At 69.5% G+C, this 25,783-nt stretch carries 22 protein-coding genes; 8 read left to right on the plus strand and 14 right to left on the minus strand.

The window, feature by feature from the left end:
* Positions 1 to 10: 10 nt before the first annotated feature.
* From Amac_RS15755 to Amac_RS15780, 6 genes are all read right to left on the minus strand, one after another.
* Entirely contained in the window at positions 11 to 523 is a 513-nt protein-coding gene (locus tag Amac_RS15755) for an aromatic-ring-hydroxylating dioxygenase subunit beta (protein WP_218041107.1), read from the minus strand.
* The gene (locus tag Amac_RS15760; protein ID WP_155355128.1) at positions 520 to 1,839 is read right to left on the minus strand and encodes an aromatic ring-hydroxylating oxygenase subunit alpha; all 1,320 of its coding nucleotides are present in this window, start codon (positions 1,837 to 1,839) and stop codon (positions 520 to 522) included. The genes Amac_RS15755 and Amac_RS15760 overlap by 4 nt, the downstream gene beginning before the upstream one ends.
* A gap of 73 nt (positions 1,840 to 1,912) precedes the next feature.
* The gene (locus tag Amac_RS15765; protein ID WP_155355129.1) at positions 1,913 to 2,860 is read right to left on the minus strand and encodes an alpha/beta hydrolase; all 948 of its coding nucleotides are present in this window, start codon (positions 2,858 to 2,860) and stop codon (positions 1,913 to 1,915) included.
* Between the two features lie 31 nt (positions 2,861 to 2,891).
* Complete coding sequence (locus Amac_RS15770; RefSeq protein ID WP_155355130.1) at positions 2,892 to 3,905, minus strand: dihydrodipicolinate synthase family protein; 1,014 nt, start codon at positions 3,903 to 3,905, stop codon at positions 2,892 to 2,894.
* 37 nt (positions 3,906 to 3,942) lie between these two features.
* The gene (locus tag Amac_RS15775) at positions 3,943 to 4,923 is read right to left on the minus strand and encodes an LLM class flavin-dependent oxidoreductase (RefSeq protein ID WP_155355131.1); all 981 of its coding nucleotides are present in this window, start codon (positions 4,921 to 4,923) and stop codon (positions 3,943 to 3,945) included.
* A gap of 100 nt (positions 4,924 to 5,023) precedes the next feature.
* Positions 5,024 to 6,070 carry an ABC transporter substrate-binding protein gene (locus Amac_RS15780; RefSeq protein ID WP_155355132.1) on the minus strand — a complete coding sequence of 349 codons (1,047 nt, stop codon included), beginning with the start codon at positions 6,068 to 6,070 and terminating at the stop codon, positions 5,024 to 5,026.
* Between the two features lie 199 nt (positions 6,071 to 6,269).
* Between Amac_RS15780 and Amac_RS15785 the strand changes: the two genes are divergently transcribed.
* The 5 genes from Amac_RS15785 to Amac_RS15800 all read left to right on the plus strand — a co-directional run bounded on the left by Amac_RS15785 (position 6,270) and on the right by Amac_RS15800 (position 11,093).
* Positions 6,270 to 8,345 (plus strand): acetate--CoA ligase family protein, encoded by a 2,076-nt coding sequence (locus Amac_RS15785; protein ID WP_170322503.1) that lies wholly within the window; start codon positions 6,270 to 6,272, stop codon positions 8,343 to 8,345.
* Between the two features lie 333 nt (positions 8,346 to 8,678).
* Complete coding sequence (locus tag Amac_RS53655; RefSeq protein WP_170322504.1) at positions 8,679 to 9,812, plus strand: thiolase C-terminal domain-containing protein; 1,134 nt, start codon at positions 8,679 to 8,681, stop codon at positions 9,810 to 9,812.
* Positions 9,809 to 10,237, plus strand: a complete 429-nt coding sequence (locus Amac_RS15790) for a Zn-ribbon domain-containing OB-fold protein (protein ID WP_170322505.1) — start codon at positions 9,809 to 9,811, stop codon at positions 10,235 to 10,237. The genes Amac_RS53655 and Amac_RS15790 overlap by 4 nt, the downstream gene beginning before the upstream one ends.
* A complete protein-coding gene (locus Amac_RS15795) occupies positions 10,234 to 10,545 on the plus strand; it encodes a YciI family protein (protein ID WP_155355135.1) in 312 nt (103 codons plus the stop codon). The genes Amac_RS15790 and Amac_RS15795 overlap by 4 nt, the downstream gene beginning before the upstream one ends.
* The gene (locus Amac_RS15800) at positions 10,521 to 11,093 is read left to right on the plus strand and encodes a hypothetical protein (RefSeq protein ID WP_155355136.1); all 573 of its coding nucleotides are present in this window, start codon (positions 10,521 to 10,523) and stop codon (positions 11,091 to 11,093) included. Before Amac_RS15795 ends, Amac_RS15800 begins: the two co-directional genes overlap by 25 nt.
* Here the strand turns inward: Amac_RS15800 and Amac_RS15805 are convergent.
* Together Amac_RS15805 and Amac_RS15810 are read right to left on the minus strand one after the other, a co-directional pair.
* Positions 11,074 to 12,096 carry an NAD(P)-dependent alcohol dehydrogenase gene (locus Amac_RS15805; protein WP_155355137.1) on the minus strand — a complete coding sequence of 341 codons (1,023 nt, stop codon included), beginning with the start codon at positions 12,094 to 12,096 and terminating at the stop codon, positions 11,074 to 11,076. The two genes, Amac_RS15800 and Amac_RS15805, sit on opposite strands and share 20 nt — an antisense overlap.
* Positions 12,093 to 13,271, minus strand: coding sequence for a cytochrome P450 (locus tag Amac_RS15810; RefSeq protein ID WP_155355138.1), 1,179 nt, complete (start codon positions 13,269 to 13,271; stop codon positions 12,093 to 12,095). The genes Amac_RS15805 and Amac_RS15810 overlap by 4 nt, the downstream gene beginning before the upstream one ends.
* 109 nt (positions 13,272 to 13,380) lie before the next feature.
* On the opposite strand from Amac_RS15810, the gene Amac_RS15815 reads away from it, so the two are divergent.
* A complete protein-coding gene (locus Amac_RS15815; protein WP_246268372.1) occupies positions 13,381 to 14,781 on the plus strand; it encodes an aldehyde dehydrogenase family protein in 1,401 nt (466 codons plus the stop codon).
* A 3-nt stretch (positions 14,782 to 14,784) separates the two neighbouring features.
* On the opposite strand, the gene Amac_RS15820 is transcribed toward Amac_RS15815, so the two are convergent.
* Positions 14,785 to 15,888, minus strand: coding sequence for an ABC transporter substrate-binding protein (locus Amac_RS15820; RefSeq protein WP_170322506.1), 1,104 nt, complete (start codon positions 15,886 to 15,888; stop codon positions 14,785 to 14,787).
* A gap of 126 nt (positions 15,889 to 16,014) precedes the next feature.
* Between Amac_RS15820 and Amac_RS15825 the strand changes: the two genes are divergently transcribed.
* Together Amac_RS15825 and Amac_RS15830 are read left to right on the plus strand one after the other, a co-directional pair.
* On the plus strand, positions 16,015 to 17,229 hold the full coding sequence (locus tag Amac_RS15825; protein WP_218041108.1) for a CaiB/BaiF CoA transferase family protein: 1,215 nt from the start codon (positions 16,015 to 16,017) through the stop codon (positions 17,227 to 17,229).
* A complete protein-coding gene (locus Amac_RS15830) occupies positions 17,223 to 18,371 on the plus strand; it encodes a CaiB/BaiF CoA transferase family protein (RefSeq protein ID WP_155355140.1) in 1,149 nt (382 codons plus the stop codon). The genes Amac_RS15825 and Amac_RS15830 overlap by 7 nt, the downstream gene beginning before the upstream one ends.
* Here the strand turns inward: Amac_RS15830 and Amac_RS15835 are convergent, their stop codons facing one another.
* From Amac_RS15835 to Amac_RS15855, 5 genes are all read right to left on the minus strand, one after another.
* Positions 18,372 to 21,305, minus strand: a complete 2,934-nt coding sequence (locus Amac_RS15835; RefSeq protein ID WP_155355141.1) for an AfsR/SARP family transcriptional regulator — start codon at positions 21,303 to 21,305, stop codon at positions 18,372 to 18,374.
* A gap of 263 nt (positions 21,306 to 21,568) precedes the next feature.
* The gene (locus Amac_RS15840) at positions 21,569 to 22,435 is read right to left on the minus strand and encodes an ABC transporter permease (protein ID WP_155355142.1); all 867 of its coding nucleotides are present in this window, start codon (positions 22,433 to 22,435) and stop codon (positions 21,569 to 21,571) included.
* Entirely contained in the window at positions 22,432 to 23,223 is a 792-nt protein-coding gene (locus Amac_RS15845; RefSeq protein ID WP_155355143.1) for an ABC transporter ATP-binding protein, read from the minus strand. The genes Amac_RS15840 and Amac_RS15845 overlap by 4 nt, the downstream gene beginning before the upstream one ends.
* A gap of 36 nt (positions 23,224 to 23,259) precedes the next feature.
* A complete protein-coding gene (locus Amac_RS15850) occupies positions 23,260 to 24,477 on the minus strand; it encodes an MFS transporter (protein ID WP_170322507.1) in 1,218 nt (405 codons plus the stop codon).
* Positions 24,474 to 25,736 (minus strand): amidohydrolase family protein, encoded by a 1,263-nt coding sequence (locus Amac_RS15855; protein WP_155355145.1) that lies wholly within the window; start codon positions 25,734 to 25,736, stop codon positions 24,474 to 24,476. Before Amac_RS15855 ends, Amac_RS15850 begins: the two co-directional genes overlap by 4 nt.
* Between the last annotated feature and the right edge of the window lie 47 nt (positions 25,737 to 25,783).

Genomic DNA, 25,783 nt, shown 5'->3' on the forward strand with positions numbered 1-25,783 from the left:
TGCCCCAGGCTCAGAGGACGATGCTTAGCGTGCCGTGGTCGTTCAACGTCTCCTGGTCGAGCTCGGCTCGCCGGAAGCGAATCTTGAACGTGTCGCCGGAGACCACGAGCCGGTAGGTGTACTCACCGACGTAGACGTTGAGCTGGCGGCGGCTCCGGTAGATCGCGAAGTTGGCCTTCACCTCGAGTTCCTCCCCCCCGGCTTCCGAGACGCACCGGACGCGCACGTTCGTGATGAGGCGCCGGGTGCGCGACCACGGGAACTCGCGGTGCGCCTTGCGGCTGTTCAACCGCTTGACGCGGGCGCTGATCATGCTGCGGGTGTCGGAGATGAGCATGAGGGCGTCGGCGGGGCCTCCGTGCGGCCGGTCCGTGCTGGGCACTTCGTAGCGCGCGTCGGCGATGAAGAGCTCGACCCAGGCGTCCAGCTGCCACGCGTCGAGCAACGCGGCCTCGTGGTAGAGGAAGTCCTCGACCGAGAGCCGCAGTTCAGCGGCTGACCGGAGGGAAAGCTGTGTGGTCACGAGGCCGCCTCCATGGCCGCAGTGGCGGGTGCCTCAAGCGAGGTGACACGTTCCGCGAACTTGCCAGTGTCGAGCATCGAGACATACGCCCGCCAGAAGGTGCGGATCTGGATCTCGTCCTGGGGGTTCGGCGCGGTGGACATGCCGCGGGAGATGTCGCTCCATTCCGGCTCGTCCGCGCGGAAACCCTCCTGGCACGACTCCAGGGCCTCGACATCGTCGGGGCTCGCGAAACCGCCCGGTCCCAGGAACGTGAGGAAGCTGTCCAGGCGCCGCTGCAGGCGGGCGCTGCCGGACACCTCCTCCTTCGGGGCGAGCGCCCACGCCTCGAGCCGGTGCCGGTCGGCGGCCAGCGGCTCGATGCGGCGGATCGTGATCGCCGCGACATCGTTGATGATCAGATTTGGGAAGATCAGGAGGTTGCGGAACGTCCCGGCCATGCGGCGGGCCCGCTCCTCGCCGTGACGGGCGATCAGGTCGTCCAGGATCGCCTCAATGTCGGCCCGCGCATCGTCGCCGAAGAAGGGCTCCCAGTACGCGATCGGCCGAGCCCATGCGGCAAGGCTCTCCATGACCGCGTGGCCGTTGCCGAGATCGAGCCCACCACCGGTGTTGAGCGCGTTGCCGCGCTGGCCGCCGCCGCTGTCCTTGACGAAGTCGATGTAGGTCGCATGGACCGTCGGCGCGTGGTAGCCGTCCATGCTGTTCTCGACCATGAGCTTCCAGTTGGAGCCCACGCTGTACAGGTGCGACCCGTCGACGACGCGCATGCCGTCGCAGGCCTGGTCGAAGACGAGGTCGAGATACTCGGTCGCCGCGCCGAGATAGTCGACCAGGTCGGGCGCGTCGCGATCGAAGTTGACGAAGTACAGCCCGCGGTACCCGTCGACCCGCGCGGGGCCGCGCAGGTTGTAGTCCGCCTTCCGGAAGCCGCTGCTGTAGCCTTCGGCACCCGGCGTCACCAAAAGCCGGCCCGTGTTGTCGAAGCTCCAGGCATGGTAGAAGCACTGGAACACGCGCGTGTTGCCAGAGTCCTCCCGGCACAGCGTCGCGCCGCGGTGCGTGCAGGTGTTGTAGAACACCCGGACCTCGCCACCGGAGTCACGCAGGAAGATCAACGGCCGCCCGGCCACGGTGCGCCGCACGTAGTCGCCGGGCTTCTCGATCTCCGACTCGTGGCCGACGTACAGCCAGCAGTGGTCGAAGATCCGTCGCTGCTCGTCCATGTACACCTCGGGCGAGGTCATCAGCGAGCGGTGGACACGGAAAACGCCGTTCTGCCGGTCGTCGATCAGCTTCTCGCTCGTGTAGCTCATGGCGCCTCCACTGTGGCTCGGCTGTGGTCCTGCCCGTAGAGGGCCTGTGGGTCCATCACCCCTCCAGTTCCGCTTACTTCTGGTACCGGCGCATCGCCTTGTCGATCGAAGGGGGATCGAGCAGGTGGTCGGCGAACCAGGTCGCCGCCGCGGTCGCTGCCAGGTCGAGCGCGGTGAGGTTGCTGTAGAGGGTCATGTGCGAGGTCTTCGGCAGGACGACCAGCTCCTTGTCCCGCGTGGGGATGCGGTTGAACGCCTCGGTCTCCAGGTCCCACATGGTGATGTCGTCACCCTCCGCGATGATCATCATGGTCGGGGTGGCGACCAGGCGCGGCAGGAACGGGAAGACGTCGTACTCCAGCAACATCTCCGTCGAGGCGATCGTGCTGCGGTGCTCGTGGCGCGGCGCCTGCTCCTTCTTGAGGTCCTCGAACACCACGCGGATCTCGTCGAAGGGCCAGGTGGACAGGCCCCGCGACGGGTCCTGGGACATCGGCAGGTAGCCGTACTCACCGGTCTGGAAGCGCTTGCGCCGGTCCTCCAGCAGCATGCTCTCCAGCGCGCGGTACCGCTCGCTGCCGTGCGCGCGCACCATCGTCTCGTAGCCCTGGACGACCGGGACGTTCGAGACGACCGCCTTCACCCGGGGGTCCACGGCGCCGAGGATCAGGACGTGGCCGCCGCTGTAGGAGATGCCCCAAGCCCCGATCCGGTCGGAGTCGACCTCGTCGCGGCCTTCCAGGTAGGTGATGGCGTTGCGGTAGTCCTCGATCTGGTCCCAGGGGTCGATGTGCTGGCGCGGCGTGCCCTCGCTGGCGCCCAGCCGCCGATAGTCGATCACCAGGGCCGCGACGCCCTTGGCGGCGAACGCCTCCGCGTACTGCGGCTGCCGCAGTTCCTTGACGTAGCACCAGCCGCCGGCCAGCACGACGGCCGGGTGCGGACCCGGCCCCTCTGGCAGGTACAGGTCGCCGTGAACCGTGTCGCCGTGGCTGTTGAAGGTCACTACCTGCGTGGTCATCTGAAAACCCATCTCGCTCTACGTGAATCGGTCAGGCCGGGTTACGGCCGCGGAAGAACTCCTGGTCCGGAGCGTCGGTGACGCACACTCCGGCCTCGACGGCGGCCTTCCTGAAGGCGGCCATCTGGCTGCCGACGAGTCGCTGTGTGGGCATGCGCAGGGGCCCGCCGTTGAAGCCCGTCAGCCATGCCTGGTACTTCCACGCCATGCGGTGCACCGTGTTGGCGCCGCCGATGGCGGTCACCACGTCGTTGGCCTTGCGGGCGGGGTGGACGCGCCAGAACAGCTCCATCGCGTCGTCGACCTTGCCCGCGTGGATCAGCCGGAGCATCTCGGGCACGGCGGGCCCGAGGCACTCGGTGTTCGACGTGGCGATGAGCTGGAGCGGAAGGACGCTGGCGAAGGGGATCGCGTGCTGCTCGATCGGCTGGGAGACGACGACCCGCTCGCCGAGCCGGTACCACACCTCCGTGAAACCGATCATCGAGGGATAGCCGCCCTCCGCCTTGATCGCCACGACGTTGGGGCAGGCGTCGACGATGCGTTCGAGGAGCTGGACCGACATCCCCGCCGGGTGAATGCGCTCGAATCCCCAGAGCGGCACCTGGAAGAGCATGACCGCGAGGTCGGTGGCGTCGCAGAACCGTTTGGTGTACTCGAAGATCTCTTCTTCGGCACACGGATAGAACGTCGCCGGGTAGGACAGCAGGACCATCTCCGCCCCGGCCTTGCCGGCCCGACGGACCATCTCGATGTTCTCGTCGAGCGTGTTGAACGAGGCGTGGTGCCACAACTGGAGCCGCCCCTGGGCCTCGTCTGCGGCCCAGCGGGTGAACCGGATGTACTCGTCCCTGGACGTGGCCGTCTCGGCGACGAGCAGGGCGCCGAGGAATCCGAGCTCGATGTCCCGGCGCACGTCGTGCCGCGTCGCCGCTTCGTTCACGTCGGACAGGTCGGCGGTGAAGGTCGGAATGATCACGTTGACCACTCCGCGCAGTGCCTCACGGGCCCAGGCGCGGGCGGTGCCCTTGTCGTACTCAGTCATCGGTGGAATCCTTCTTGGCTGCCGGTTACGCCGGGCGTTACCGGCTCGCGTTCAGGGCCGGCAGGACCTGGCCGAGGACGACGTCGAGTTGCTGGGGCTGACGCCACGAGGCGATCCGCAGCGTGACGTGGGAGACTCCTTGGCCGAACACCCGGCGCAGGTCATCCACGCACTGGTCGACTGTGCCCGCAGCGGTGATCGTCGCCGTGGCGTCGGCGTCGAAGAAGCCCTCGCCGTAGTAGTGGTCGTAGAACCGGCGGGACTCCTCCAGGCAGGCCGCGCGATCGGTACCCACGTTGATGCTGTGGTAGGCGGCCAGCGGGAAGGAGTCCACGTCCCGGCCCTGCTCCTGGAGGAGCGGCGCCAGCTGGTCCCGGCAGTCCCGCAGGTACGTCGGGGTCAGGGCGATGGTGATGAAGCCGTCGGCCAATGTCGCGGCTCGGCGGAGCACCCGCTCGCCCCGCGGCCCGAGCGGTGGATTGGCGCTGAGCCAGATCGGGCAGTGCTCTTGAACCGGCGCGGGTTCGAGCTGGATGTCCTGATAACTGGCGAACTGTCCGTTGAAGGTGATCGGTTTGCCGGTCCAGAGGCGGCGTACCAGAGGAATGAACTCCTCTACCCGTTTCACTCGGTCCTTGTCCGGGACACCGCCGAAGTTCCCGCCCTCCCGGGCGGAGGCGCCATCCCGCTTCTGGAGTCCGTTGCAGACCGCCAGCAGCATGCGTCCCTCGCTGAGCTGGTCCAGGGACGCCCACTGGAGGGCGAACAGCGCGGGGTCGCGTACCGGAAAACTCGCCATGCAGCCCACGGCCAGCCGCACCCGTTCGGTCATGCCGGCGAGCACTCCCAGGCAGGCGATGGCTTCTGCACGGGCCTTGGAGGTGAGACTGTCACCCACCCATATGGTGTCGACCAACCCAGACGCCTCCGCGACAGCGGCCATCTCCATGAGTTGCCGGTGAGTACCCACCCCGAAGAGTGCCCCACGCTGGGGAATCGTCAGGCCGATTGAACGCATATGACAGTCCTCCCTGATCGTCGCGGGCTGACCGGGCAGCCTGACGCGCAGAAGGTCCACAGCCCCGGTCGCCGCGCCGTGGCCGAGCGCGATTGGCTTGCTATGAGACGTGGAAGCCGAGGGCTTTGAGATACCGGAGGTCGTAGACCTGGTCCGGGGTCAGGTCCTGCTCGTACTGCAGCAGACCTCGGGCCCGGAAGAACATCTGAGCCTCGAGGTTCCGGGCGGCGGCGGTTTGGAACGTGGCGTCGAAGGCCGGCGGCTCCAGCGCGGCCAGCTTGCCCTTGTCCTGTTCGAGCGTCTTGGCCAGCGCGGTCAGAACCTTGTCGTCCTTGTGGTAGTCACCCTGGAGGTAGGTGGTGGTGGTCCGGGCCAGGGCCCGGACGAAGGCGACGCCGACGTCGGTCCGCCCCTGCATCTGCTGGGAGAACACCCAGCCGAACTGCGTTTGCGTCGGGTAGGCCCCCTTCAGGTATTCGCAGCAGTCGTCGTTCTCCAGAGCCACGTAGAACGGGGTCAGCAGCTGGGCGACCCCGGCTGCTCCGCTCTGCAGAGCCTGCGGCATCGCGGCCAGGTCGAATCGCTCAATGATCAGGTCCGTCGGGGTGATCTCCTTGCCGCCCGGGAGGCCGGTGATGTACCTCCACAGTTCGTAAGAACTCGGACTGCCGTCTCCGGACGAGGTGAGGATCTTCTTTCCCTTGAAACTCTCCGCTGAGCTCGGGTCCACGACTTTCCTGTTGACCCAGAATCCTTGCTGGCTTCCCTCCGGGCTGTAGGACCCCGGGAAAACCCACCGCAGCGGCGAACCCTGTCCGATCAGGTTCAAGGTCCCGGCGGTGAAGCTGGACGAGGTAACGTCGATCTTGCCCTGTGCCGTCAGCAGCAGGGACTCGTTCGGCGGGACGGACTGGATCTCGACGTCCAGGTTCTCCTTGTCGAACTCGCCCAATTCCTCGGCCAGCAGCATCTGCGCGTAAGACTCGGCCTTCGAAGTGATGCCGACGACAACCTTCTCCTTCTGAGGCAGCGGCGCCGGGGCGAGCGGATCGCCCGTCGCGGCGCTGATGGTCGGGGCGGCCTGACCGGCGGTGGTTCCCCCACCGCCACCGGTGCCGCACGCCGTCACGGCGAGCAGCCCTGCCATGAGCGTTCCGAGAAGACGCGTCGATCGTGGTCTATGGGGCATGCCAACCAACTCCTCGTTCGGGAACCATGAAGAGTGTGTGAAATGTCTCGTTACGCCTGGCATTAACCCCAGCGAGCCTCGCGGCCGTAACGGCGGCGGTAATCCCGGCCGGGACATCCTGCACGGACGAACCCCGTGCCAAGGAGGCCCTGCCGCCATGTCGATCCGCCACGAGGACCCGCCAGAGCCGCCGCTCGAACTGATCTACCGGCCCCGGTCGATCGCGGTCGTGGGCGCGCACGAACAACGCGGCGGACTCGGCCGGATCACCCAGCAGGCGATCGACAAGGCACGCTCCGTCGGCGGCACCTTCCACCCGGTGAACCCCACCAAGACGCAGGTCCACGGGTACGACTGCGTGCCCGACCTGGCCTCGGTCGGCGTCCCGATCGACGTGGCCGTCATCCTCACCGCCAACCCGATCGGCGTGATCGAGGACGCGGCGGACGCCGGGGTGAAGGTCGGCTTCTACGTCGTCTTCGCCAACGGCTTCTCCGAGGTCGGCACCGAGGAGGGCCGCGAGAAGGAGGAACGCCTGCTGCGCGCGGTACGCCGGGCGGGCTCCCGGCTGATCGGCCCCAACACCAACGGCAACGCCTGGGAGCCGCTGCTCCCGCTGCCCGGTAAGAAGATCGCGCTCGTCTCGCAGAGCGGGGTGCAGGGCCGTCCGCTCACCCAAGCGCAGGAACTAGGGGTGGCCCTGAGCTACTGGGCGCCGACCGGCAACGAGACCGACCTCGAATCCAGCGACTTCATCGAATGGTTCACCCAGGACCCCGGCACGGCCGTCGTCTGCGCCTACATCGAGGGTTTCCGGTCCGGCCAGAAGCTGCGCTCGGCGGCCATCGCGGCGGTCGAACGCGGCAAACCGATCGTGGCGGTGAAGATCGGCCGCAGCGTGGCCGGCAGCGCGATGGCCCAGTCGCACACCGGCCACCTGGCGGGTTCCGACGAGGTCTTCGACGCCTTCTTCGAGCAGTACGGCATCACCCGCGTCGACGACCTCGACGAATGGGTCGAGGTGGCGACCGCGCTGGCCCGCTGCCCCGTACCGACCGCCGACGGCGTGGTCATCTCCAGCGTGTCCGGTGGCACCGCCGCGCACTTGGCGGACCTCGCGGCGGCGGCCGGGCTGCACCTGCCCGAGTTGTCGCCCGGGACGCGGGCCGCCCTGCACGAGATCATCCCGCGCGAGTTCAGCGTGTCGAACCCGGTCGACAACGGCGGCGGCATCATGCGGACCGGCGCCGGGCCGAAGATCTGGGAGTTGTGCCTGAACGACCCGCACATCGGGTTGCTGCTCTCCCCGATCCCGGCCGCGAGCCCCGGGCTGACCGAGGCGGTCGGGGAGACGATCGTCGAAGTCGCCCGGCTGAGCAACAAGCCGATCCTCCCCATCTGGTCCGGCCCGTCGGCCGACCACCCGACCTACCGGTTGTTGTGGGAGGCGGGCCTACCGGTCTTCCGTAACTTCCGCAACGCCCTGGCCGCCGCGAAGTCCCTCCTGGGACATCCGGCGCGGAACGAGGAAACCCGCGAGGTCGTCCGGCTGGCCCGCTCGCTGCCGCCGCTGACGTCCTCCCCGGGTGCGGTCACCACGCTGGAGGAGAACGAGGCCACCGGCTGGCTGGAGAAACGGGGCCTGCGGTTCGCCCGCCACGAACTGGCCGCGAACGTGGACGAGGCCGTCGCGCGTGCGGAGGACATCGGTTTCCCGGTCGTACTCAAGGGACGCGGCGCCGCCCACAAGACCGAACGGGGCTTCGTCGTCACCGGTCTCACCGACGGCGCGGCGGTGCGCGCGGCGGCCGGGCGGCTGCTGGGCGACGGCGCCACCGGGCTGCTGGTCGCCAGGCAGGAGAGCGGCGGCGTGGAGTTGCTGGTCGGCATCGCCCAGGACGACGTGCTCGGGCCGGTGATCGTGGTCGGGTCCGGCGGGGTGACCGCCGAGGCGGTGCGTGACGTCCAGCGCTCGGTGCTGCCGCTGACGGCGCAGCGCGCGCACACAATGATCTCCCGGCTGCGTATCGCGCCGCTGCTCGACGGATGGCGGGGAGCACCGCCCGTGGACCGCGAGGCCATCGTGGAGACCCTGCTCCTGCTGAGCCGGATCGCGGCCGAGGGCGAGGTGGTCGAACTCGACGTCAACCCGCTGCTGGCCAGACCTGACGGAGCGATCGGGCTGGACGCGCTCGTCCGCCTGCGCGAGTCGGGTCGGGAGCAGGCGAGGTGATGATGTCTGACGGTAGGGCCCAGGGCCTTTGTTCCGCCTGGACGTGCGGTTCTCCCGCACCCAGCTCACCGACGCCGTTCACCGGCGGCATGCGGACGCGGCAGGCTTCACTTCACGTTACGGACCGCACAGTTGCACGCCCCCTCAAGAGACGCTCGACGCTGGGCTTCGACCCCGCCCGTTTCCAGACGAAGCCGCCAGCCTGCTACCGGGCTCCCTGACGACTACCCGGACCGGACTTCCACCGGCAAGCGACGACGAGCTTACGCAACCGACCGTCAACCACTCATTCGATCAATCACCAATCACTACTGGACACGCAGGGGAAAAGGCATGAACCGGCAGGCGGCAATCGTCGGAATCGGCGCGTTCCCGTTCTCCAAAAGCAGCGGCACCTCGGAGTGGCGCATGGGCTCCCTGGCCGCGCTGGAGGCGCTCCGCGACGCGGGCCTGACCCCCAGGGACGTGGACGGGGTCTTCCGGTCGACCATGGAGGCGACCACCGAGTCGGCGATGGCCCGGGGCCTGGGCATTCCCGACGTTAGGGCCTTCGGCGCGGTCGACTACGGCGGCGGCGGCATCGTGCCGATGGTGTCCCACGCCGCGCTGGCCGTCGAGTCGGGTATGGCCGAGGTCGTGCTGACCTGGCGGGCCCGGGTGCGCAAGTCAGGCCCCAGGCCCTGGATGCAGCGCGGCTCCGGCGGCAGCAGCGACCAGCAGCACTACGAACGGGTCTTCGGCATCGCCCGCCCGGTCGACTCGACCGCGATCCTGGCCCGGCTCTGGGCCGAGCGTTACAACTGGAAACCCGAGGACCTGGGGCGCATCGCCATCACGATCCGCGAGCACGCCCGCCGCAACCCGATGGCGATGATGCAGCGCGAGCTCACCATGGAGCAGTACCTCGGCTCGCGCATGATCGCCGACCCGCTGCGGCTGTTCGACTGCTGCCTGGAGTCCGACGGCGCGGTCGCCCTGGTGCTCACTACCGCCGAACGTGCCCGCGACCTGCGCCCCGACCCGGCCTACGTCACCGCCTACGCGATGGCCACCGGCCCCGACTCCTACAACATCAGCCAGTGGTACGGCGAACCCTTGGGCCGTACCCAGGGCTGGTACGCCGCCAGGGAACTCTGGCGCCGGACCGAGCTGCGCCCGGCCGACATCGACGCCATCCAGTGGTACGACGCCTTCACCCCTGAGGTCGCTATCAGCTTCGAGGAGTACGGCTTCTGCGGCGAAGGCGAGGTGATGGAGATGCTCGCCGCCGGGGAGCACGCGCCCTACAACACGGCCGGGGGATGCATGTCCGAGGCATACCTCCACGGCATCAACCTGTTCAGCGAGGCCGTCCGGCAGGTGCGCGGCACCTCGACCGACCAGGTGGACGGCGCCGAACACGTCCTGGTGACCAGTGGAAACACCACGCCCAACGGAGCGATGATCCTTTCTGGGAGCCCCCGATGAGCCTGTTCCCCGTACCCGCGCCGGACCAGATCGGCGAGCCGTTCTGGGCGGCGGTCGCCGAACGGCGGCTGACCGTGCAGCGCTGCCCGGCCTGCCGGGAGTGGACCTGGCAGCCCAAGCCCGTGTGCCCGGCCTGCGGCTCGCCGGACCTGACCTGGGAGGCGGTGAGCGGCCGGGCGACGGTCTGCTCGTGGACGACGCCCCGCCCGCCCGTGCTGCCCGCCTTCGAGTCACTGGTGCCGTTCGTGGTGCTGCTGGTCGAGCTCGACGAGGGGGTCAGGATGGTCGGGCAGCTCGTCGGCGACGCGGGTGACCTGTTGCGTACCGACGGAACTGACGTGACCTTCAGCATCGGCACCCGCGTCACCCTGCGCTGGCGTGACCAGGACGGCCAGTGGTTGCCGTCGTGGGCGGTGGACCGATGATCCGCGCCGAACGGGTCTACGTCGTCGAACTGCGCCCGACCCCCGCGCGATACGAGAAGTCCGCCGAGTTCGAGCGCATCCTGCCCGCCCACCTGGACTGGGTCGCCCGGCGCCAGCACGACGGCGTGCTGCTGGCCACCGGGCCGTTCGTCGACGAGGAGACCGGTCAGAACACCGGCCACGGCCTGTTCCTGTTCCGGCTGCCGACGGCGGCGGAGGTGGCCGCCGTTGTGGCGGAGGATCCGCAGGTGATCGGCGGCTTCAAGGAGCCCGAGATCCGCCCGTGGCTGATGCGGACGATCCTGTGACCGCCCTGGAAGGATTGATCTTCACCCTCGTGGAGCCGCACCCGGGGCACCACGAGGAGTTCCTGGCCTGGTACCGGGACGACCACTTCTACGGCGGGGCGATGGCCGGACCGGGGGTCGTGGCCGGACGCCGCTGGAGCGCCCCGGGCCGGGGCAGCTTCCTCGGCACGTTCTTCCTCGCCGAGGGTTATCTGGAGGAGTACGAGCGCTGGTCCGCCACGACCCACCCGGACCTGGCCAGGCGGGGCCGGATGTTCGCCGCGCGCGACCACGTCCACCGGGGCCGCTACCGCCTGCGGGAGCCCGCGCCGCGCCGGGCCATCGCCGCGCTCGACACCCCCTACGAGGCACTTCTCGTCACCCTCTGGGCGGGAGAACCGCACCACCCCGCCGAGGGCCTGGCCCTGGCCTTCGAGCCGCACGGCAGCACCGTGTCCGAGCTGGTCCCCGCAGGCGACCACCTGCTCCTGCTGACCTTCCTGAACTCCCCGCCCGAGCAGCCACCGGACGCCCTCTGGTCCCGCGTCTTCACCCCGTCGCGGGATTGAGCACGGCCCGCCCGACGATCTCGCCCCGATCCAGGCGCCGGTAGACCTCCGGCGCCTGTTCGAGCGGGAACGTCTCCACCTCGGCCCCGATCAGACCGGCTCTGGCGAGTTCCACCACCTCATGCAGGTCCGGAATCGAGCCCATGCCGGTGACCGCCACCGAGCACTCCTTGGGGATCGAGGCGAAGGTCAGCGGCAGGGTGCCCATCGCGGCGCCGACCAGGGTCAGGTGACCGAAGATCCGGGCCGAGGCGGCGGCGAAGGCCAGCGTCGCATCGGTGCCCACGAAGTCGATGACCAGCGAGGCCCCTTCGCCCTTCGTCAGCTCACGGACACCCTCGATCGCGTCGGCTCCCGCGAGGAACGCGTCCGCGCCGAGACGACGGGCCAGCGCGAGTTTCCGCTCGTCGGTGTCCACGGCGATGATCCGGGCCGTGGTGATGGCCCGCGCGATTTGCACCGCCATGTGCCCCAGCCCGCCCACGCCGATGACCAGAACGGTGTGCCCCGGCCCTACGAGCACCGGCGACGAGCGCCGGACGGCGTGATAGGCGGTCAGGCCGGCATCCGCCAGCGGCCCGGCGGTGCGCGGATCGAGCCCGTCCAGCGGCACGAGATACCGCTCCGACGGTACGAGCTGGTATTCCGCCAGACCGCCGTCCGCGCCCATTCCGGCCATCGGGCCTCGGTCGACGCACCAGTGGTCGAGTCCCTGGCGGCAGCGTACGCACCGGCCGCACGCCCACGAGATGTAGACGAGCACGGGGTCACCGACCGCGAGCCGCCCGGCGCCGGGGCCGACCGCCGCCACCCATCCGGCGGTCTCGTGGCCCAGGGTGAAGGGCACCGGGCCCCCGGCGGACCTGTTCATGATGGACAGATCCGAGTGGCACGCGCCGACCCCGCCGACCCGGACCAGCACCTCGCTGGGTCCCGGTTCCGGTACCGGCACGTCGACCAGTTCGGGCGGCTTGCCCCACTCCAGCAGGCGGAACGCTCTCACGCGGCCCCCACGGGAAAGGTGACGCGCAGCGCGTGCATCTCGCGGTTCATGCCGGGGGTCCACTCCACCGCGTCGGGGTCGACGAGCCGGTAGTCCGGGATGCGCCGCAGGACCTCCTCGACGACGATCCGGATCTCCAGCCGGGCCAGGTGCTCGCCGAGGCACTTGTGGGCCCCGGCGCCGAACGCCAGATGGTGGTTGGTCCGGCGGTCCAGCTTGAAGTCGTCCGGGTCGTCGAACTTGCGGTCGTCCCGGTTCGCCGAACCCCAGAGCAGGCCGACCTTGTCGCCCTGGCTGAACCGGTGCCCGGCGAACTCGCAGTCGGTCCGTACCGTGCGGGCGAGCTGGATCTGCGGGGCGTCGTACCGCAATCCCTCCTCGACGGCGGCCGGGATCAGCTCGGGGTGCGCGATGAGGGCCGCCCGGACGGCGGGGTTGAGGCCGATGTGGCGCAGCAGGTTGGCGATGGCGTTGACCGTCGTCTCGTGACCGGCCACCCCGACCAGCGAGGCGATGCCGAGGATCCGTTCGTCCGGCAGCGGCGCGCCGTCCATCTCCTCGGCGACGAGGTGGCTGAGCAGGTCGTCCTTCGGGTCGGCGCGCTTGTCCCGCAGCAGGTCCGACAGGTAGCCGAACAACTCGGCGGAGGCTTCCTCGTTCGCCCCGTGCTCCTGCTCGCGTGAGCTCTTGATGAGCCTGGCCACCCAGGTACGCAGCAGCGTCCAGTCCTCCACCCGCATGCCCAGCAGATGGGCCACCACGACCGGCGGCACCGGCTCGGCGATCTCCTTGTAGAAGTCGGCCTCCCCCAGGCCGACGATGCCGTCGATGGCGCCGGTGATGACGTCGCGGATCACCCGCTCGAAGTTCGAGGCGGCGGCCGGGCGAAAGTACGGCAGCAACATCCTCCGGTACGCCGTGTGCTCCGGCGGGTCCACTTCGAGCGGAATGGCGGGAACGGGCCGCCCGAACGCCGGGATCGTCACCCCCTGGGCGGTGCTGAACAACTCGTGGTTCATCGCCGCCCGGCGGACGTCGTCGTAGCGGGTCAGCGTGTAGTAGCCGCCGTACCGTTCGCTGTGCGCGACCGGGCTCGCGTCCCTGACCTCCTTGAACGTCTCGTAGAGGCACTCGTGGATGTTCTCGTCGTTCACGTCGAGCCGCGGCAGCGTCATCGCCTGCTCCGTTCCGTGGAATCCGGCTTTCCGCCACCCACGGTGGCCGGGCCGCATTACCGTCCCCGTTAACGCGGACCGTAACGACGCGCCCGCGACCCTTGCCGGCATGCGAGTTCCTGAGATGACGATCGGCGGCGCCGCCGCGCCCGCGAAGGGGACGTTCGACGTCTACGCCCCCGCGACCGGGGAGGTGCTCGCCCGCCCGCCGGAGTGCACCCCCGACCAGGTCGAGGACGTCATGACCGCCATGACGGACGCCTTCCCCGGATGGGCACGCGCCGACCGGGGGCCCACCCTGCTGGCCGCCGCCGACGCCCTTGAGGCCCGCGCCGAAGAGGTCGCCGACGTCGTCGCACAGGAACTGGGCGCCCAGCGGGCGCAGGCCGCTTTCCAGGTCACGGGCCTGGCCGGGTTCTTCCGCTACTACGCGGACCTGGAGTTGCCCCGCGAGGTGCTCAAGGACGACGGGCAGGCTCTCGTCGAGGTCGTGCGTCGCCCGGTCGGCCCGGTCGTGGCCATCCCCCCGTGGAACGGGCCGCTCTACATGGCCGGGATGAAGGTGGCTCCGGCGCTGGCGGCGGGCAACCCGGTCGTGCTGAAGCCGTCGCCGTTCACTCCCCTGTCGAGCCTGCTGGTCGGCGAGATCCTGCGCGAGGTGTTCCCGCCCGGCGTGCTCAACGTGGTCAGCGGGGGCGCCAGTCTCGGCGGGCTGCTGACCGCGCATCCCGTACCCAGGAAAATCAGTTTCACCGGCTCGGTGGCCACCGGGCAGAAGGTCGCGATGGCCGCGGCGGCGGACCTCAAGCGGGTCACCCTCGAACTGGGCGGCAACGACGCGGCGGTACTGCTGGACGACATCGACGTCGCCGAGGTGGCCGCGTCGCTGTTCCGGGCGGGCTTCCACAACTGCGGCCAGGTGTGCGTGGCGCCCAAGCGCGTCTTCGCCCCCGCCTCCCGCTACGACGACCTGGTGGACGCGCTGTCCGCGCTGGCCCGCGCAGCGAAGGTCGGCGGACCCGGCGAGGAGGGGGTCACGGTCGGCCCGGTCCAGAACGCCGCCCAACTCGCCCACGTGGAGGCCCTGGCGGCCGACGCCGCCGCCAAGGGGGCCGTCCTGTCGGCGGGCGGCGGGCGGGTCGACCGGCCGGGATACTTCTTCGCGCCCGCCATCGTCTCCGGCGCCGTGGAGGGCATGCGGGTCGTCGACGAGGAGCAGTTCGGCCCGCTCATGCCGGTCATCCGGTACGACGACCTGGAGGACGCGATCCGCCGGGCCAACGCCACCCCCTATGGCCTGGGCGCCTCGGCCTGGTCGGCGGACGTGGACCGGGCGGTCGCCGTCGCCGACCGGCTGGAGGCGGGACAGGTGTGGGTCAACACCCACTTCGCGACCCTCGGCCCGCCGCAGCCGGTCGTCGGGACCAAACACAGCGGGCTCGGGGTCGAGAAGGGGCACTGGGGCCTTGCGTCGTTCACCGATGTCCGGGTCAGGTACGTGACCCGGTAGGTCCTACTTCCCGGCGAGCACGTCCTGGATGTAGGTCGAGTCGAACATCTGCTCCACGGTGAAGTCGGTGTCGTACTTGAGCGTGTCGGGGATCTGACGGAAGTACTTCTGCACCTCGACCACGCTCTCCTGGAGCGGGAACTCCGCGTCGAAGTACGGCGAGGGCAGTTTGGCGAGCTGGTCGTCGGCCATCTCCAGCGACTGGCTGAGCGCGGCCCTCACCTCGGCGTTGTCCTTCAGGAAGTCCCCCTGGAGGTAGGTCCGGGTGGTCCGGGCCATCGCCCGCACGAACGCCCGCGCGGCGTCGTCGCCCTTCTCCTTCATGGTCGAGCCGAGCGTGTAGCCGAAGCCGGGGGTCAGCTCGTAGGCGCCGTCGAGGAACTGGCAGCAGGCGTCGCCGACCAACGCCTGCTGGAACGGGGTGATCACCTGGCCGACCAGGGCCGCGCCGTTCTTCACCGCGACCGCGATCTCACTGACCGCGAGGCTCTCGAACTGGAGCTCGTCCAGCGTCACCTGATCGGCGCCGGGGAGTGTCTGGATGTACTTCCACAGGTACGAGGACGCGACGGTGGGCTTGCCGCCCGAGGTGTAGATCTTCACGCCCTTGAAGTCGGTGGCCTGGAGTTGCCCGTCGTCGCCCAGCAGCTTCTTGTTGATCCAGAAGCCGTGGCTGCTGCCCTCCCGCTGGCCGGAACCCGGGAAGATCCACTTCTGGTCGGGCTGCCCGGCCAGCACATTGAACGACCCGGCGGTGTACGACTGCTGGGCGATGTCCAGCTCGCCCTGGGTGACCAGCAGGATGATCTCCTGCGGCCCCATCTCGGTGATCTGGACGTCGAGGTTCTCCTTCTCGAACTCGCCGAGCGCCTTGGCGACGTACACGGGCGCGAACGAGGCGGTCTTCGCGCCGAGCCCGACCTTGAGCGTGACCCGCTCGGGGAGCGGCTTGGGCGCGAGCGGGCCCGACTCGGTGGCGGCGGTCGTCGGTGGGGCGGCCCGGGTGCCGCCATCCTCGGTGGCGCCCCCGCAGGACGCTAGCAGTAGTGCCGCGAGGCAGATCGTTCCCCCGATGGCCAGGCGGCCGGGTCTGGTGGTGTGTTTCATACGCGCGTTCTCCCTACGACATGCCGGTTCGGCGTGCCGGAAAGGTCGCGCGCGCGTCGTTAACCGCGTCATTACACCTGCCGGGATAACGGCCCGGCTAATGCCCCGGAGGCGAGACTCGGGCGCGTGACGACCCCTGAAGACCGGCCGCTGGCCGGAGTGCGGATCCTGGCCCTCGAACAGATGCTCGCCCTGCCGGTCGCGACGCAGATCCTCGCCCGGCTTGGTGCGGACGTGGTGAAGATCGAACCACCGGGCGGCGACGGCGGCCGGGCCTCCAGGCCCACCGTCGCCGACCGGAGTGGCGCCCAGGTCGGCGCGACGTTCATCCGCGGCAACGCGGGCAAACGCAGCATCGTCGTCGACCTCAAACAGCCCGAGGGCGTCGCCCTGGTACACGCGCTGCTGCCCCGGTTCGACGTCTTCGCCGAGAACCTGCGGCCCGGCGTCGCCCGGCGGCTGGGAGTCGACCAGGAGACCGTCGCCAGCATCTCCCCGTCGACCCTCTACCTGTCGGTCTCCGGCTTCGGCAACTCCGGTTCCCCGTACGCCGCCTGGCCCGCCTTCGCGGCGGTCGGTGAGGCGATCGCGGGTCTGTACGAGTTGCGCCGCCCCGAGGGCGAACTCCCGAGAGTCGGCGCGGGCGGCGCGATCGGCGACCTGGCCACCGCGTTGTACGCCACCATCGGCATCCTGGCCGGCCTGCGGCAACGGGAACGTACGGGCATCGGCGGCTATGTCGACATCGCGATGGCCGACGCCGCGCTGGCGATGAACGACATGGGCCCCAACCTGTGGTCGATGAACGCCCCCGACGTGGCCAAGGGCCGCAACATCGGCGTGCTCACCGCCTTCGCCGCGAAGGAGGGCCACTTCGTGGTCTCGGTGATCCGGGAGCACCTGTGGAAACGTTTCGCCGAGACGGTCGGCCACCCCGAGTGGCTGACCGACGAACGCCTGCGCACCCGCGCGGACTGGTCGGCCCGGGTGGACGACGTCATCCGGCCGGGAGTCGAGGCGTGGGCGGCCGACAAGTCCAAGCAGGAGGCCGCGTCCCTGCTGGCGGCGGCCGGGGTTCCGGCCGCGCCCAGCAACGAGGCCGCCGACGTCGCCGCCGACCCCCACTACGCGACGCGGTCGATGTTGCATCCCGTCCAGGGCCTGGCGACCGACGACGTGCTGGTCGTCGGTGATCCCGTCAAGTTCCTCGGTACGGCCGAACCCGCCCCCGGCCCGCTCCCGGTCCTGGGCGAGCACACCGGGCAGATCCTGCGCGACGAACTGGGCCTAGCCCCCGAGGAGATCGAGCGCCTCGCCGAGACCGGGGTCGTGACATGCTGACCGACCTCACGATCGTCGACTTCTCCACGCAGGGCCCCGGACCGCGCAGCACCCGGTTGCTGGCCGACTACGGCGCCCGCCTGATCAAGGTCCGCCCCACGAACGCCCGCAACCGCCTGCTGGAACCCCCGCCCTACTCCTACAGCGGCGACCGGGACGTCGAGCGCATCCGGATCGACCTGAAGGACCCGGCGGGCCAGGCGGCGGCCCGCGACCTGGTCTGCCTGGCCGACGTGGTCGTGGAGAGTTTCCGGCCCGGCCGGGCCAGCCGCCTGGGCATCGGCTACGAGGACCTGTCGAAGGTGCGTCCCGGCCTGGTCTACTGCTCGGTCTCCGGCTACGGCCAGACCGGCCCCTACGCCGACCGGCCCGGCCACGACCTCAACTACCTCGGCATCGCCGGATACGTCGACGTCACCGGCAGAACGGCGGAAGGGGTGTCCGCGCTCCCCGGCGCCACCGTGGCGGACGGCGCGGGTGGCCTGTGCGCCGCCCTGGCCGTACTCGCGGCCGTGGTGCGCAGCCGCTCGACCGGAGAGGGCGCCTACCTCGACGTGTCGGTCACCGAGGCGGCGATCCGCATGACGGGCCTGTTCCTCGACGAACACCTCGCGACCGGCGCCGACATCTCTCCCGGCGGTCATCGCCTCACCGGCGGCCTGGCCTGCTACGACGTCTACGCGGCCGGCGACGGCCAGATCACCGTGGCCGCCCTCGAACCCCACTTCTGGCGCCGGTTGTGCGAACTGCTCGCCCTCCCTGACCACCTGCTGACCCGCCAGCGCGACCCGGAGGCGCAACCAGAGATCCGCGCCCTGCTCCGCGAGCGTTTCCGCACCGGGTCCCGGCGGCACTGGGTCGACCTGCTCGGCGCCGAGTGTTGTGTCGGTCCCGTCCACACCGTCGCGGAGGTCTTCGCCGACCCCCAGCTCCGCGGCAGGGGTCTCACCTGGCAGGTCCCCCGCGCCAACGGAGCGAGGGTCGAGCAGCTCGCCCCCAACCTGGCCGGAGGACCATCGAGCCCCCGGCCGGGAACGGTACTGCGGGACAAGTCGGAGACCGACACCGCAGCCCTGCTCAGCGAGGCGGGGCTGCTCGACCGGGACATCGAGACGCTGCGCTCGGCCGGCGTGGTGGAATGATCACGCCTGCTCGTGTACGGCCAGAGCCGGGGACGACATGCTGAGCAGTTGCCGCGCGTACCCCGGCTCCAGCCCCAGCTCCTTGAGGGCGGCCGCCGCCCGCCGGTAGACCGCCAGGCACGAGCTCTCACTCCCCACCGACCGCTCCACCGTCAGCAGCAACCGGTAGGCCGGGTCGCAGAACCGGTTGAGCGCGAGCAGCGCCTCGCACTCCTCCCTGGCCGCGATCGGGTCACCCTGCTCGATCAGCAGCGTGACCAGCTCCAGCCGGGCCTCCTCCTCCATGATCTCGATCTGCTGGCGGCGTTCCTCGGCCCACTGGAGGCTGGAACTCTCCAGGTACCTGCCGTTGATCAGGGCGAGCGCCTCACCGAGCCGCTGAACCCGTTCCGGTCCCGGCACCACGCTCGTGGTGTGCAGCAGTTGCTCGAACCGCACGTCCACCGCCTCGATCCACACGCCGTCCTGCACGGCGAGCTGGTTGCGGCCCTGGCGGACCAGGGCTATTCCCGTCGCCCGGGTGAACTTGTGGATGATCTGCCGGAAGTGGTTGCCGCCGTTGCGCTGGCTCGCCTCGGGAAAGAGCTCCTGCTGGAGTTTCGTACGGTCCACCCCGCGCGGATGCAGCGCCAGATACGCGGCCAACTCGATGATCTTGATGCGTCCGACGTTCAGCCGGTCACCGTTGAACAGGATGTCGCGCTCCAGCCCGAACGGCTGCACGCTCAGATAGATCGGCTGGTCCGCACGCGGCTCACTGACCAGGCGGGTGAGCCCCACCGCCGACGCCGAGAAGAACAACCGGCGCCACCGGGTGTCGGCCGGGTCCCTGGCGATCTCCCGTTCGAGGATCGTGGGGAACATCCGGATCACTTCGAGCAGCCCGTTGAAACTGCCGATCAGCGACGCCGTGTGATAGGCCAGCTTGGCCATCTCCCCGGATTCGTGCGTGTCCCCGGCCTGGTGCGCGGCCTCGCTCAGACAGGCCGCCGCCGCCGGAAGGAACAACCGCCGCTGCGCCGTCTGCATCGACCGGACGGCCTCACGCAGGATCAACTGGGCCTCGCGGGTACGACCGGCCCGGAGGTAGGCGAGCCCGAGGAACGCCTGCGCCCATTCGAGGATCGCGGTCTCGCCCCGGTTCGACAGCCCGTTGATGACGCCGTCGAGCATCGCCACCGCGTCGTCGGCCCGGTCGAGGTTGAGCAGGATGTAGGCGGTGTAGACCTCGTACACGGCGGTCAGGGAGAAGTGGGTCTTGCGGCTGTCCTCGACCGCACGTCTGGCGGTCGCCAGCGCCTCGCCCATCCGTCCTTCCGACATGAGCATGAAGGACTCGATGAACCGCGACTGCGGCCGGGTACGCAGCTCCGGCGGCACCCGCCGCCACAGCGCCCTGGCCTTGGCCTGCTCGCCGCGCAACACCGGCGAGATGATCACGTTCGGGTTGATCACGGCCGTGTCGCCATCCTGCGGCACGAGCCGGTCCAGCTCCGACAACCGGCCCTGGAGGATCAGCCCCCAGGTGATGTGGCGTTCGACATCCGCCCAGTCCGACCCGAGGACCGGGGCCGCGGGCGTGACGCCGGTGGCGGCGTCGAGCATGAACGAAACCGCCTCGGCGCGGTAGTCACCCCGGTACTTGCGCAGCAGACGTTGCGCCACCCGCGGTTCGGCCTGCATAGCCCACGCGACCGTCGCCAAGAGCCCCGGGTCGGCGTCCGTGGCCTCACGCAGCCCGCCGCGCTGGTCCAGCCGCCGGATCAGGTCGATGACGTGCTCGAAACGCCGGGTGCCGTGCAGCGCCCTGATCGAGGCGGCGAGCAGCAGCGGGTTGGCGAGCACGATGTCCGGCCCGAGCACCTCGACCCACCGGTGCAGCGTGGGCCAGTCGGCGCGGCCGTAGAGCGAGAAGGCCGCCTGGGCGGCGACCTGACCGGCCGCGTCCATATCCCCGGAGCCGAGCAGCAACTCGGTCGCCTCCTCGAACCGGCCGACCGACGCGAGGTAGGTCGCGTACCGCCGTACGACAAGCGGATGGCGCGCGGGCGCGCGGGCGAGAAGCTGCTCGGCCAGGAAGGTACGGAACAACGAGTGGTATGTGATCGCCGCGCCCGTCGACGTGGTGGCCGGCAGGTGCTGCGCCGACAACCAGTCCCACAGGGCGTGCCCCTCACCTCCGGCCAGGGCGGTCGCGACCTCGCGTGTCATCACCGCCGCCACCGAGGAGTCCAGCAGGAAAGCCCGCTCCCGCTCCGGGAGCCGGTCGAGCAGCTGGGTCCCGAGGTAGGCGACGAAGTCCTTCACCTCGGGCATGCCCGCGACCGTGGGAAACCCGGACCGCGCGCCCAGGATGACCCCGGCCGCCCAGCCTCCGGTCGCGTCGTGCAGCAGGTCCGCCTCGTCGGAGTGGCCCACGAGGTCGCGTACCTCGTCGCGGGTGAAGTTCAGCACCGACTCGGTGATGACCGACATCGAGCCCTCGATCAGCCCCCGGCGCAGCGGCCAGGCGACGTCGGTGCGGCTCAGCAACATCACTTGCGTCTCGGCGGGGGCGTACTCCAGGAAGACACCCAGGGCGGAGGCGGCCTCCTCGGAGGCGTAGACGTGGCTGCACTCGTCGAGCACCAGCAGGCGGCGGTCGGGCGGCAGGCTGTCGCCCAGGATGGCGGCGACCTCGTCGGCCGTGTGGTCGGCGCGCAGCGCGTCCCGGACGGCTGTGGTCCTGGCGCCGTCCGCCCCGTCGAGGCAGGCGGCCAGCCCGACCAGGAGCCGGGGAGCCGAGCCGTCGCTTCGGTCGAGCGAGAGCCAGGCGAGGGGAATGTCACCGGCCCGCGCGTAGAGCTGGGCCTGAATGGTCTTGCCGGCCCCACCGGCCGCCACCACCGCGAGGCACCGGACATCGGCGAAACGCCCGCGATATTCGTCGTTCACCCGGGCTCGGGACACAGGGGCGGGAGGAACCCCTGGAGGAGCGAGCCGGTGATTGAGGATGAACTGGTCAGGATTAGAAGAAACCGACGTCATGCTTGCTCCTCATGGCCTGGGCAGGAGCCCTACGTCCTTTTCGGCCGCGAGTGGAGCGGTGACACCACGAGAAGAAACCGCCCCACCACCCCTCGTTTTAACACATATGACACACTTTAGACATATAAGAACGTATTGTGATGCTATCGTGTTATTTGTCGTACTTATCGTTAGCGCGGTTTCCACGGGACGAGTAGCCGCCCGATCGCTTTGACGCCCATCTGGAAAATGACACCCATGAGCGCGGCCACGATGATGCCGACGTACATACGCTCGGTGTCGAAGACCTGCCAGGAACTCCAGATCACGAATCCGAGTCCGTCGGACCCCTGGATCATCTCGATGGCGATGAGCACCAGCACGGCCGTTCCCGACCCCAGTCGCAGCGCGACGAAGATCTCCGGAAGCACGGCGGGCACGATCAGGTGCCGAAAGGTCTGCATTCGGGTGGCCCCGAACGAGCGGATGGGCTCGTGCATGGCGTCCGAGACTCCCAGCACGGCCGCGCTGGTGGAGATGCAGGTGATGAAGAAGACCGCCAGGGCGGTCATGATGATCTTCGGCGCCGGGCCGAGCCCGAACACCAGCAGCATGAACGGGAACAGTGCCAGCTTCGGCACGGTGTAGAGCGCCGAGATGATCGGTTCGAGGGCGACCCGGATGGACCGGACCGTTCCGAAGATCAGGCCGAGCGCCACTCCGGCGATCGCCCCGGCGAGGTACCCGGTCAGCAACCGCTGGACGGTGACCCCCAGGTGCTCGGGCAGCAGCCCTGACTGGATGGTCTCCCACGCCTTGGCGAACACGCTCGCGGGAGCGGGCCAGAACTGCTCGTCCAGCACCCCGAGCGCGGTGGTGAGCTGCCAGAGCGACAACACCAGCACGGGGGTGCCCCACCGGAGCAGGTTGTCCTTGATACGGCGTCGCCGGGCGAACCGGACCCGGTCCGTCTCGACGGCACCCGGAACACGTGTGACGACCTGCCCGCCGGAGGACGCCCGGAGGCCCACCGAAGGCGCGGTCTGGTTGATGCTCATGCGCCTGCCCTTTCCTGCTCCAGCACCATGTCCCTGACCTCCTGGCGCAACATCTTCCAGATCTCCGCCTCCAGGGCGGCGAACTCCTTGGTGCCCCGGAGCTCGGTGGAGCGGGGCCGGGGGAAGGGAACCACGAACTCCTCGATGACCGTGCCGGGCCGGGAACTCATGACCACGACCCGGTCGCCGAGCAGGATCGCCTCGTCGAGGTTGTGGGTCACGAACACCACCGTTCGGCGGTCCTGCTGCCAGAGGGCCAGCAGTTCCTCCTGCATGACCAGGCGGAGTTGCGCGTCGAGCGCGGCGAAGGGTTCGTCCATCAGCAGGATCTCCGGCTCGACCGCCATCGCCCGCGCGATCGAGACCCGCTGCCGCATGCCACCGGACAACGTGTGCGGATAGGCGGACCGGAAGTTCAGCAGTCCGAGCCGCTGCAACCACCCCTCGATCATGGGCTTGGCCTCCGCCTTGCCCACACCCTTGATGTCCAGCCCGAGCCGCACGTTGTCCTCGACGGTCTTCCACGGATAGATGCTGTAGTCCTGGAACACCACCGACATCAGGGTCGTGCGCAGATCCTCGTGCTGGAGCGTCACCTCGCCGGCCGTCGGGGGGATCAATCCGGCGATCACCCTGAGCAGGGTGGACTTCCCGCATCCGGAGGGCCCCACGACACACACGAACTCGCCGGAGCGGATGTTCAGGTCCATGGGGCCCAGCGCGGCGACGGCCGCGGGCCCCGTTCCGAAGACCCGCTCGACTCCATGTACTTGGATCTTGTCTGGCATCTCGGTCGTTCCTCTCAGCTTGGGACCGATCTCACGTCACTTCTCATTACGGCGGCCGTTACCGCCCGGGCGGGAGGTGGCGATTCCCACGACACCGACCAGAAGCACCGCGGCGGCCCCGAGGCCGAACCCCCAGCGTGGGTCGGCCAGCTCCGCGAGCACGCCCATAATCGGCCCGCCGATCGGCGCGCTGCCGAGCATGACCACGAACCACAAGGCCGCGACCCGACCCCGCATACCCGGCTCCGAGGCGGCCTGGATGGTGCTCATCGCGGTCGTGGCCAGCACGGTCGTCATCGCACCCAGCACAGCCAGGGCGGCCACCGCCAGCGGAAGCGTCGGCGCGGCAGCGCAGAGCGCCAGCGCGAGGCCCATGAAGACGGCACGCACCGCGATGGCCCGCCGCCCGGTCCGCAACACGCGGGTGCCCACCAGCCCTCCGGCGATGGCGCCCAGTCCCATGGCGGCGGTCATCATCCCGAGGGTCGCGGCGTCACCGTCGAAGGTGCGCTGAGCCAGCAACGGCAGCAGAACCTGATGCTGGTACGCCAGCACACTGATGACCGCCATCGATACGAGCGGCCACCGGATGGCGGGCGTACGCCACGCGTAACGCACCCCCGCCCGGATCTCCCCCGGCTGCGAATCGGCCCGGCCGGAGGACACCTCCACCAGCGTGATGGCCCGGAGCGCCACCGCCATGAACAACCGGGTCCCGGCCGCCACGGCGAAACACCCCGTCGTCTCCCCCGACGCCGCGATCAGGGCTCCGGCCAGCGCTGGCCCGATCACCCGGGCCGAGTTGAAGGCCAGCGCGTTCAGTGAGTACGACCGGGGCAGCTTCTCCTCGTCGGCGAGTTCGGGCACCAGCGACATCCGCGCCGGATTCTCGACCGCTGTCACACACCCGAACACGAACGCGAGGCAGAAGGCCAGCGGGAGCGAGGCGTTCCCGGTGGCCGTCGCCCACCCGAGGCTCCCGGTACAGACGGCCCCCGCGACCTGCGCCGCCATCAGCACCCGCCGCTTGGGCAGCCGGTCGGCCAGCAACCCGGCGGCCGGCCCGAGCAGCAGCGCCGGCAGGAACTGGAGAGCGATCGCCGCCCCGATCGCCCGCCCGTCCCCCGACAGGGTCAGCACCAGCCACGCGAACGCGGTGGTGTGCGTCCAGAAGCCGGTAGTGGACACGGCGTGTCCCACCAGATAGATCCACAACCAGGTCCACGCCTTTCCGGACGGGACCGGCCCCGTCACCGACCCAGGATCGGCAGCGGACGGCCCGAGTCGTCGAGGTCGGTGTCCAGGTCCAGCCGCAACATCTTGATCGCGTTCCCCCGCACGATCTTGTAGATGACGTCCTGGGGCAGGTGCGCGAAGTGCTCCTCGGCGAGTTGCTTGGTGTCCGGCCAGGTCGAGTCGGTGTGCGGGTAGTCGACCTCGAAGGTCGCGTTGTCCACGCCGACCTGCTCGATCGCCCTGATGCCGACGTCGTCCCGGAAGAAGCAGCCGTACACCTGACGGTAGTAGTAGGTCGACGGCGGCTCCGGGATGGAGTCACCCAGCCCGATCCAGGCCCGGTGCTGGTTCCACACGTCGTCCATGCGCATCAGGGCGTAGGGGATCCAGCCGATCTGGCTCTCGGAGTAGGCCAGCTTCAGGTCCGGATACCGGATCAGCAGACCCGAGAAGATGTAGTCGGCCAGCGACGCCATCGCGTTGTTGAACGACAGGGAGATGCCCACCGCCGCCGGAGCGTCCTTCGAGGTGGCCGGCATCTTCGACGACGAGCCGACGTGCATGCACACGACGGTCTTCGTCTCGTGGCACGCCCGGAAGAACGGCTCCCAGTGCCCCGAGTGGATGCTCGGCAGCCCGAGGAAGGCCGGAATCTCACAGAAGGCGACTGCCGTGAACCCTCGCTCGGCGTTACGCCGCACCTCGGCCGCGGCCAGCTCGGCGTCCCACAGCGGCACCAGCCCGAGCGGGATCAGCCGTCCCCCGGACGGCCCGCACCACTCCTCGAACATCCAGTCGTTGTAGGCCTGGATACAGGCCAGCCCGAGTTCCTTGTCCTTGCCCTCCGCGAACGTCTGCCCGCAGAACCGCGGCATCGTCGGGAAGCACAGGGACGCCTCCATATGGTTCATGTCCATGTCCGCGAGACGCGCCGTCATGTCATAACAACCAGGACGCACGTCCCCGAAGGTCACGGGCACGTTCTCCCGCAGGTCCAGCGGCAGCCCCGCCGAGGCGTTGATGCGCTTGAGCGGGATGGGCACGCCTTCGTACATCCAGTAGTCCCCCAGCGTGCCGTCCTCACCGAAGTCGACCCGCCAGTCCTGACCGCTGACTCTCGTGATCTTGGTGATCTTGCCGCGGTGCACCCGCGGCGCCGTCTCCTGGAACTTCCTCGGCAGCCGGCCCTCGAACAGGTCGGCCGGCTCCATCACGTGATCGTCGACGCTGATGATCCGGGGGATTTCGACCTTGGTTCCGTTCGCGTCGCTGGTCATCGCGTGTCCCTTCGCAACTGGTACAGATACCCGTCATCGTCGGGAGC

The sequence above is a fragment of the Acrocarpospora macrocephala genome, from assembly GCF_009687865.1.
In the GTDB taxonomy this organism is placed as follows: Bacteria; Actinomycetota; Actinomycetes; order Streptosporangiales; family Streptosporangiaceae; genus Acrocarpospora; species Acrocarpospora macrocephala.

Bases quoted from the DNA above. Each gene is read 5' to 3' on its own strand.
- Amac_RS15760 (WP_155355128.1), bottom strand. From the start codon at position 1,839: ATGAGCTACACGAGCGAGAAGCTGATCGACGACCGGCAGAACGGCGTT.
- Amac_RS15765 (WP_155355129.1), bottom strand. From the start codon at position 2,860: ATGACCACGCAGGTAGTGACCTTCAACAGCCACGGCGACACGGTTCAC.
- Amac_RS15770 (WP_155355130.1), bottom strand. From the start codon at position 3,905: ATGACTGAGTACGACAAGGGCACCGCCCGCGCCTGGGCCCGTGAGGCA.
- Amac_RS15775 (WP_155355131.1), bottom strand. From the start codon at position 4,923: ATGCGTTCAATCGGCCTGACGATTCCCCAGCGTGGGGCACTCTTCGGG.
- Amac_RS15780 (WP_155355132.1), bottom strand. From the start codon at position 6,070: ATGGCAGGGCTGCTCGCCGTGACGGCGTGCGGCACCGGTGGCGGTGGG.
- Amac_RS15785 (WP_170322503.1), top strand. From the start codon at position 6,270: ATGTCGATCCGCCACGAGGACCCGCCAGAGCCGCCGCTCGAACTGATC.
- Amac_RS53655 (WP_170322504.1), top strand. From the start codon at position 8,679: ATGAACCGGCAGGCGGCAATCGTCGGAATCGGCGCGTTCCCGTTCTCC.
- Amac_RS15790 (WP_170322505.1), top strand. From the start codon at position 9,809: ATGAGCCTGTTCCCCGTACCCGCGCCGGACCAGATCGGCGAGCCGTTC.
- Amac_RS15795 (WP_155355135.1), top strand. From the start codon at position 10,234: ATGATCCGCGCCGAACGGGTCTACGTCGTCGAACTGCGCCCGACCCCC.
- Amac_RS15810 (WP_155355138.1), bottom strand. From the start codon at position 13,271: ATGACGCTGCCGCGGCTCGACGTGAACGACGAGAACATCCACGAGTGC.
- Amac_RS15815 (WP_246268372.1), top strand. From the start codon at position 13,381: ATGCGAGTTCCTGAGATGACGATCGGCGGCGCCGCCGCGCCCGCGAAG.
- Amac_RS15820 (WP_170322506.1), bottom strand. From the start codon at position 15,888: ATGAAACACACCACCAGACCCGGCCGCCTGGCCATCGGGGGAACGATC.
- Amac_RS15830 (WP_155355140.1), top strand. From the start codon at position 17,223: ATGCTGACCGACCTCACGATCGTCGACTTCTCCACGCAGGGCCCCGGA.
- Amac_RS15840 (WP_155355142.1), bottom strand. From the start codon at position 22,435: ATGAGCATCAACCAGACCGCGCCTTCGGTGGGCCTCCGGGCGTCCTCC.
- Amac_RS15845 (WP_155355143.1), bottom strand. From the start codon at position 23,223: ATGCCAGACAAGATCCAAGTACATGGAGTCGAGCGGGTCTTCGGAACG.
- Amac_RS15855 (WP_155355145.1), bottom strand. From the start codon at position 25,736: ATGACCAGCGACGCGAACGGAACCAAGGTCGAAATCCCCCGGATCATC.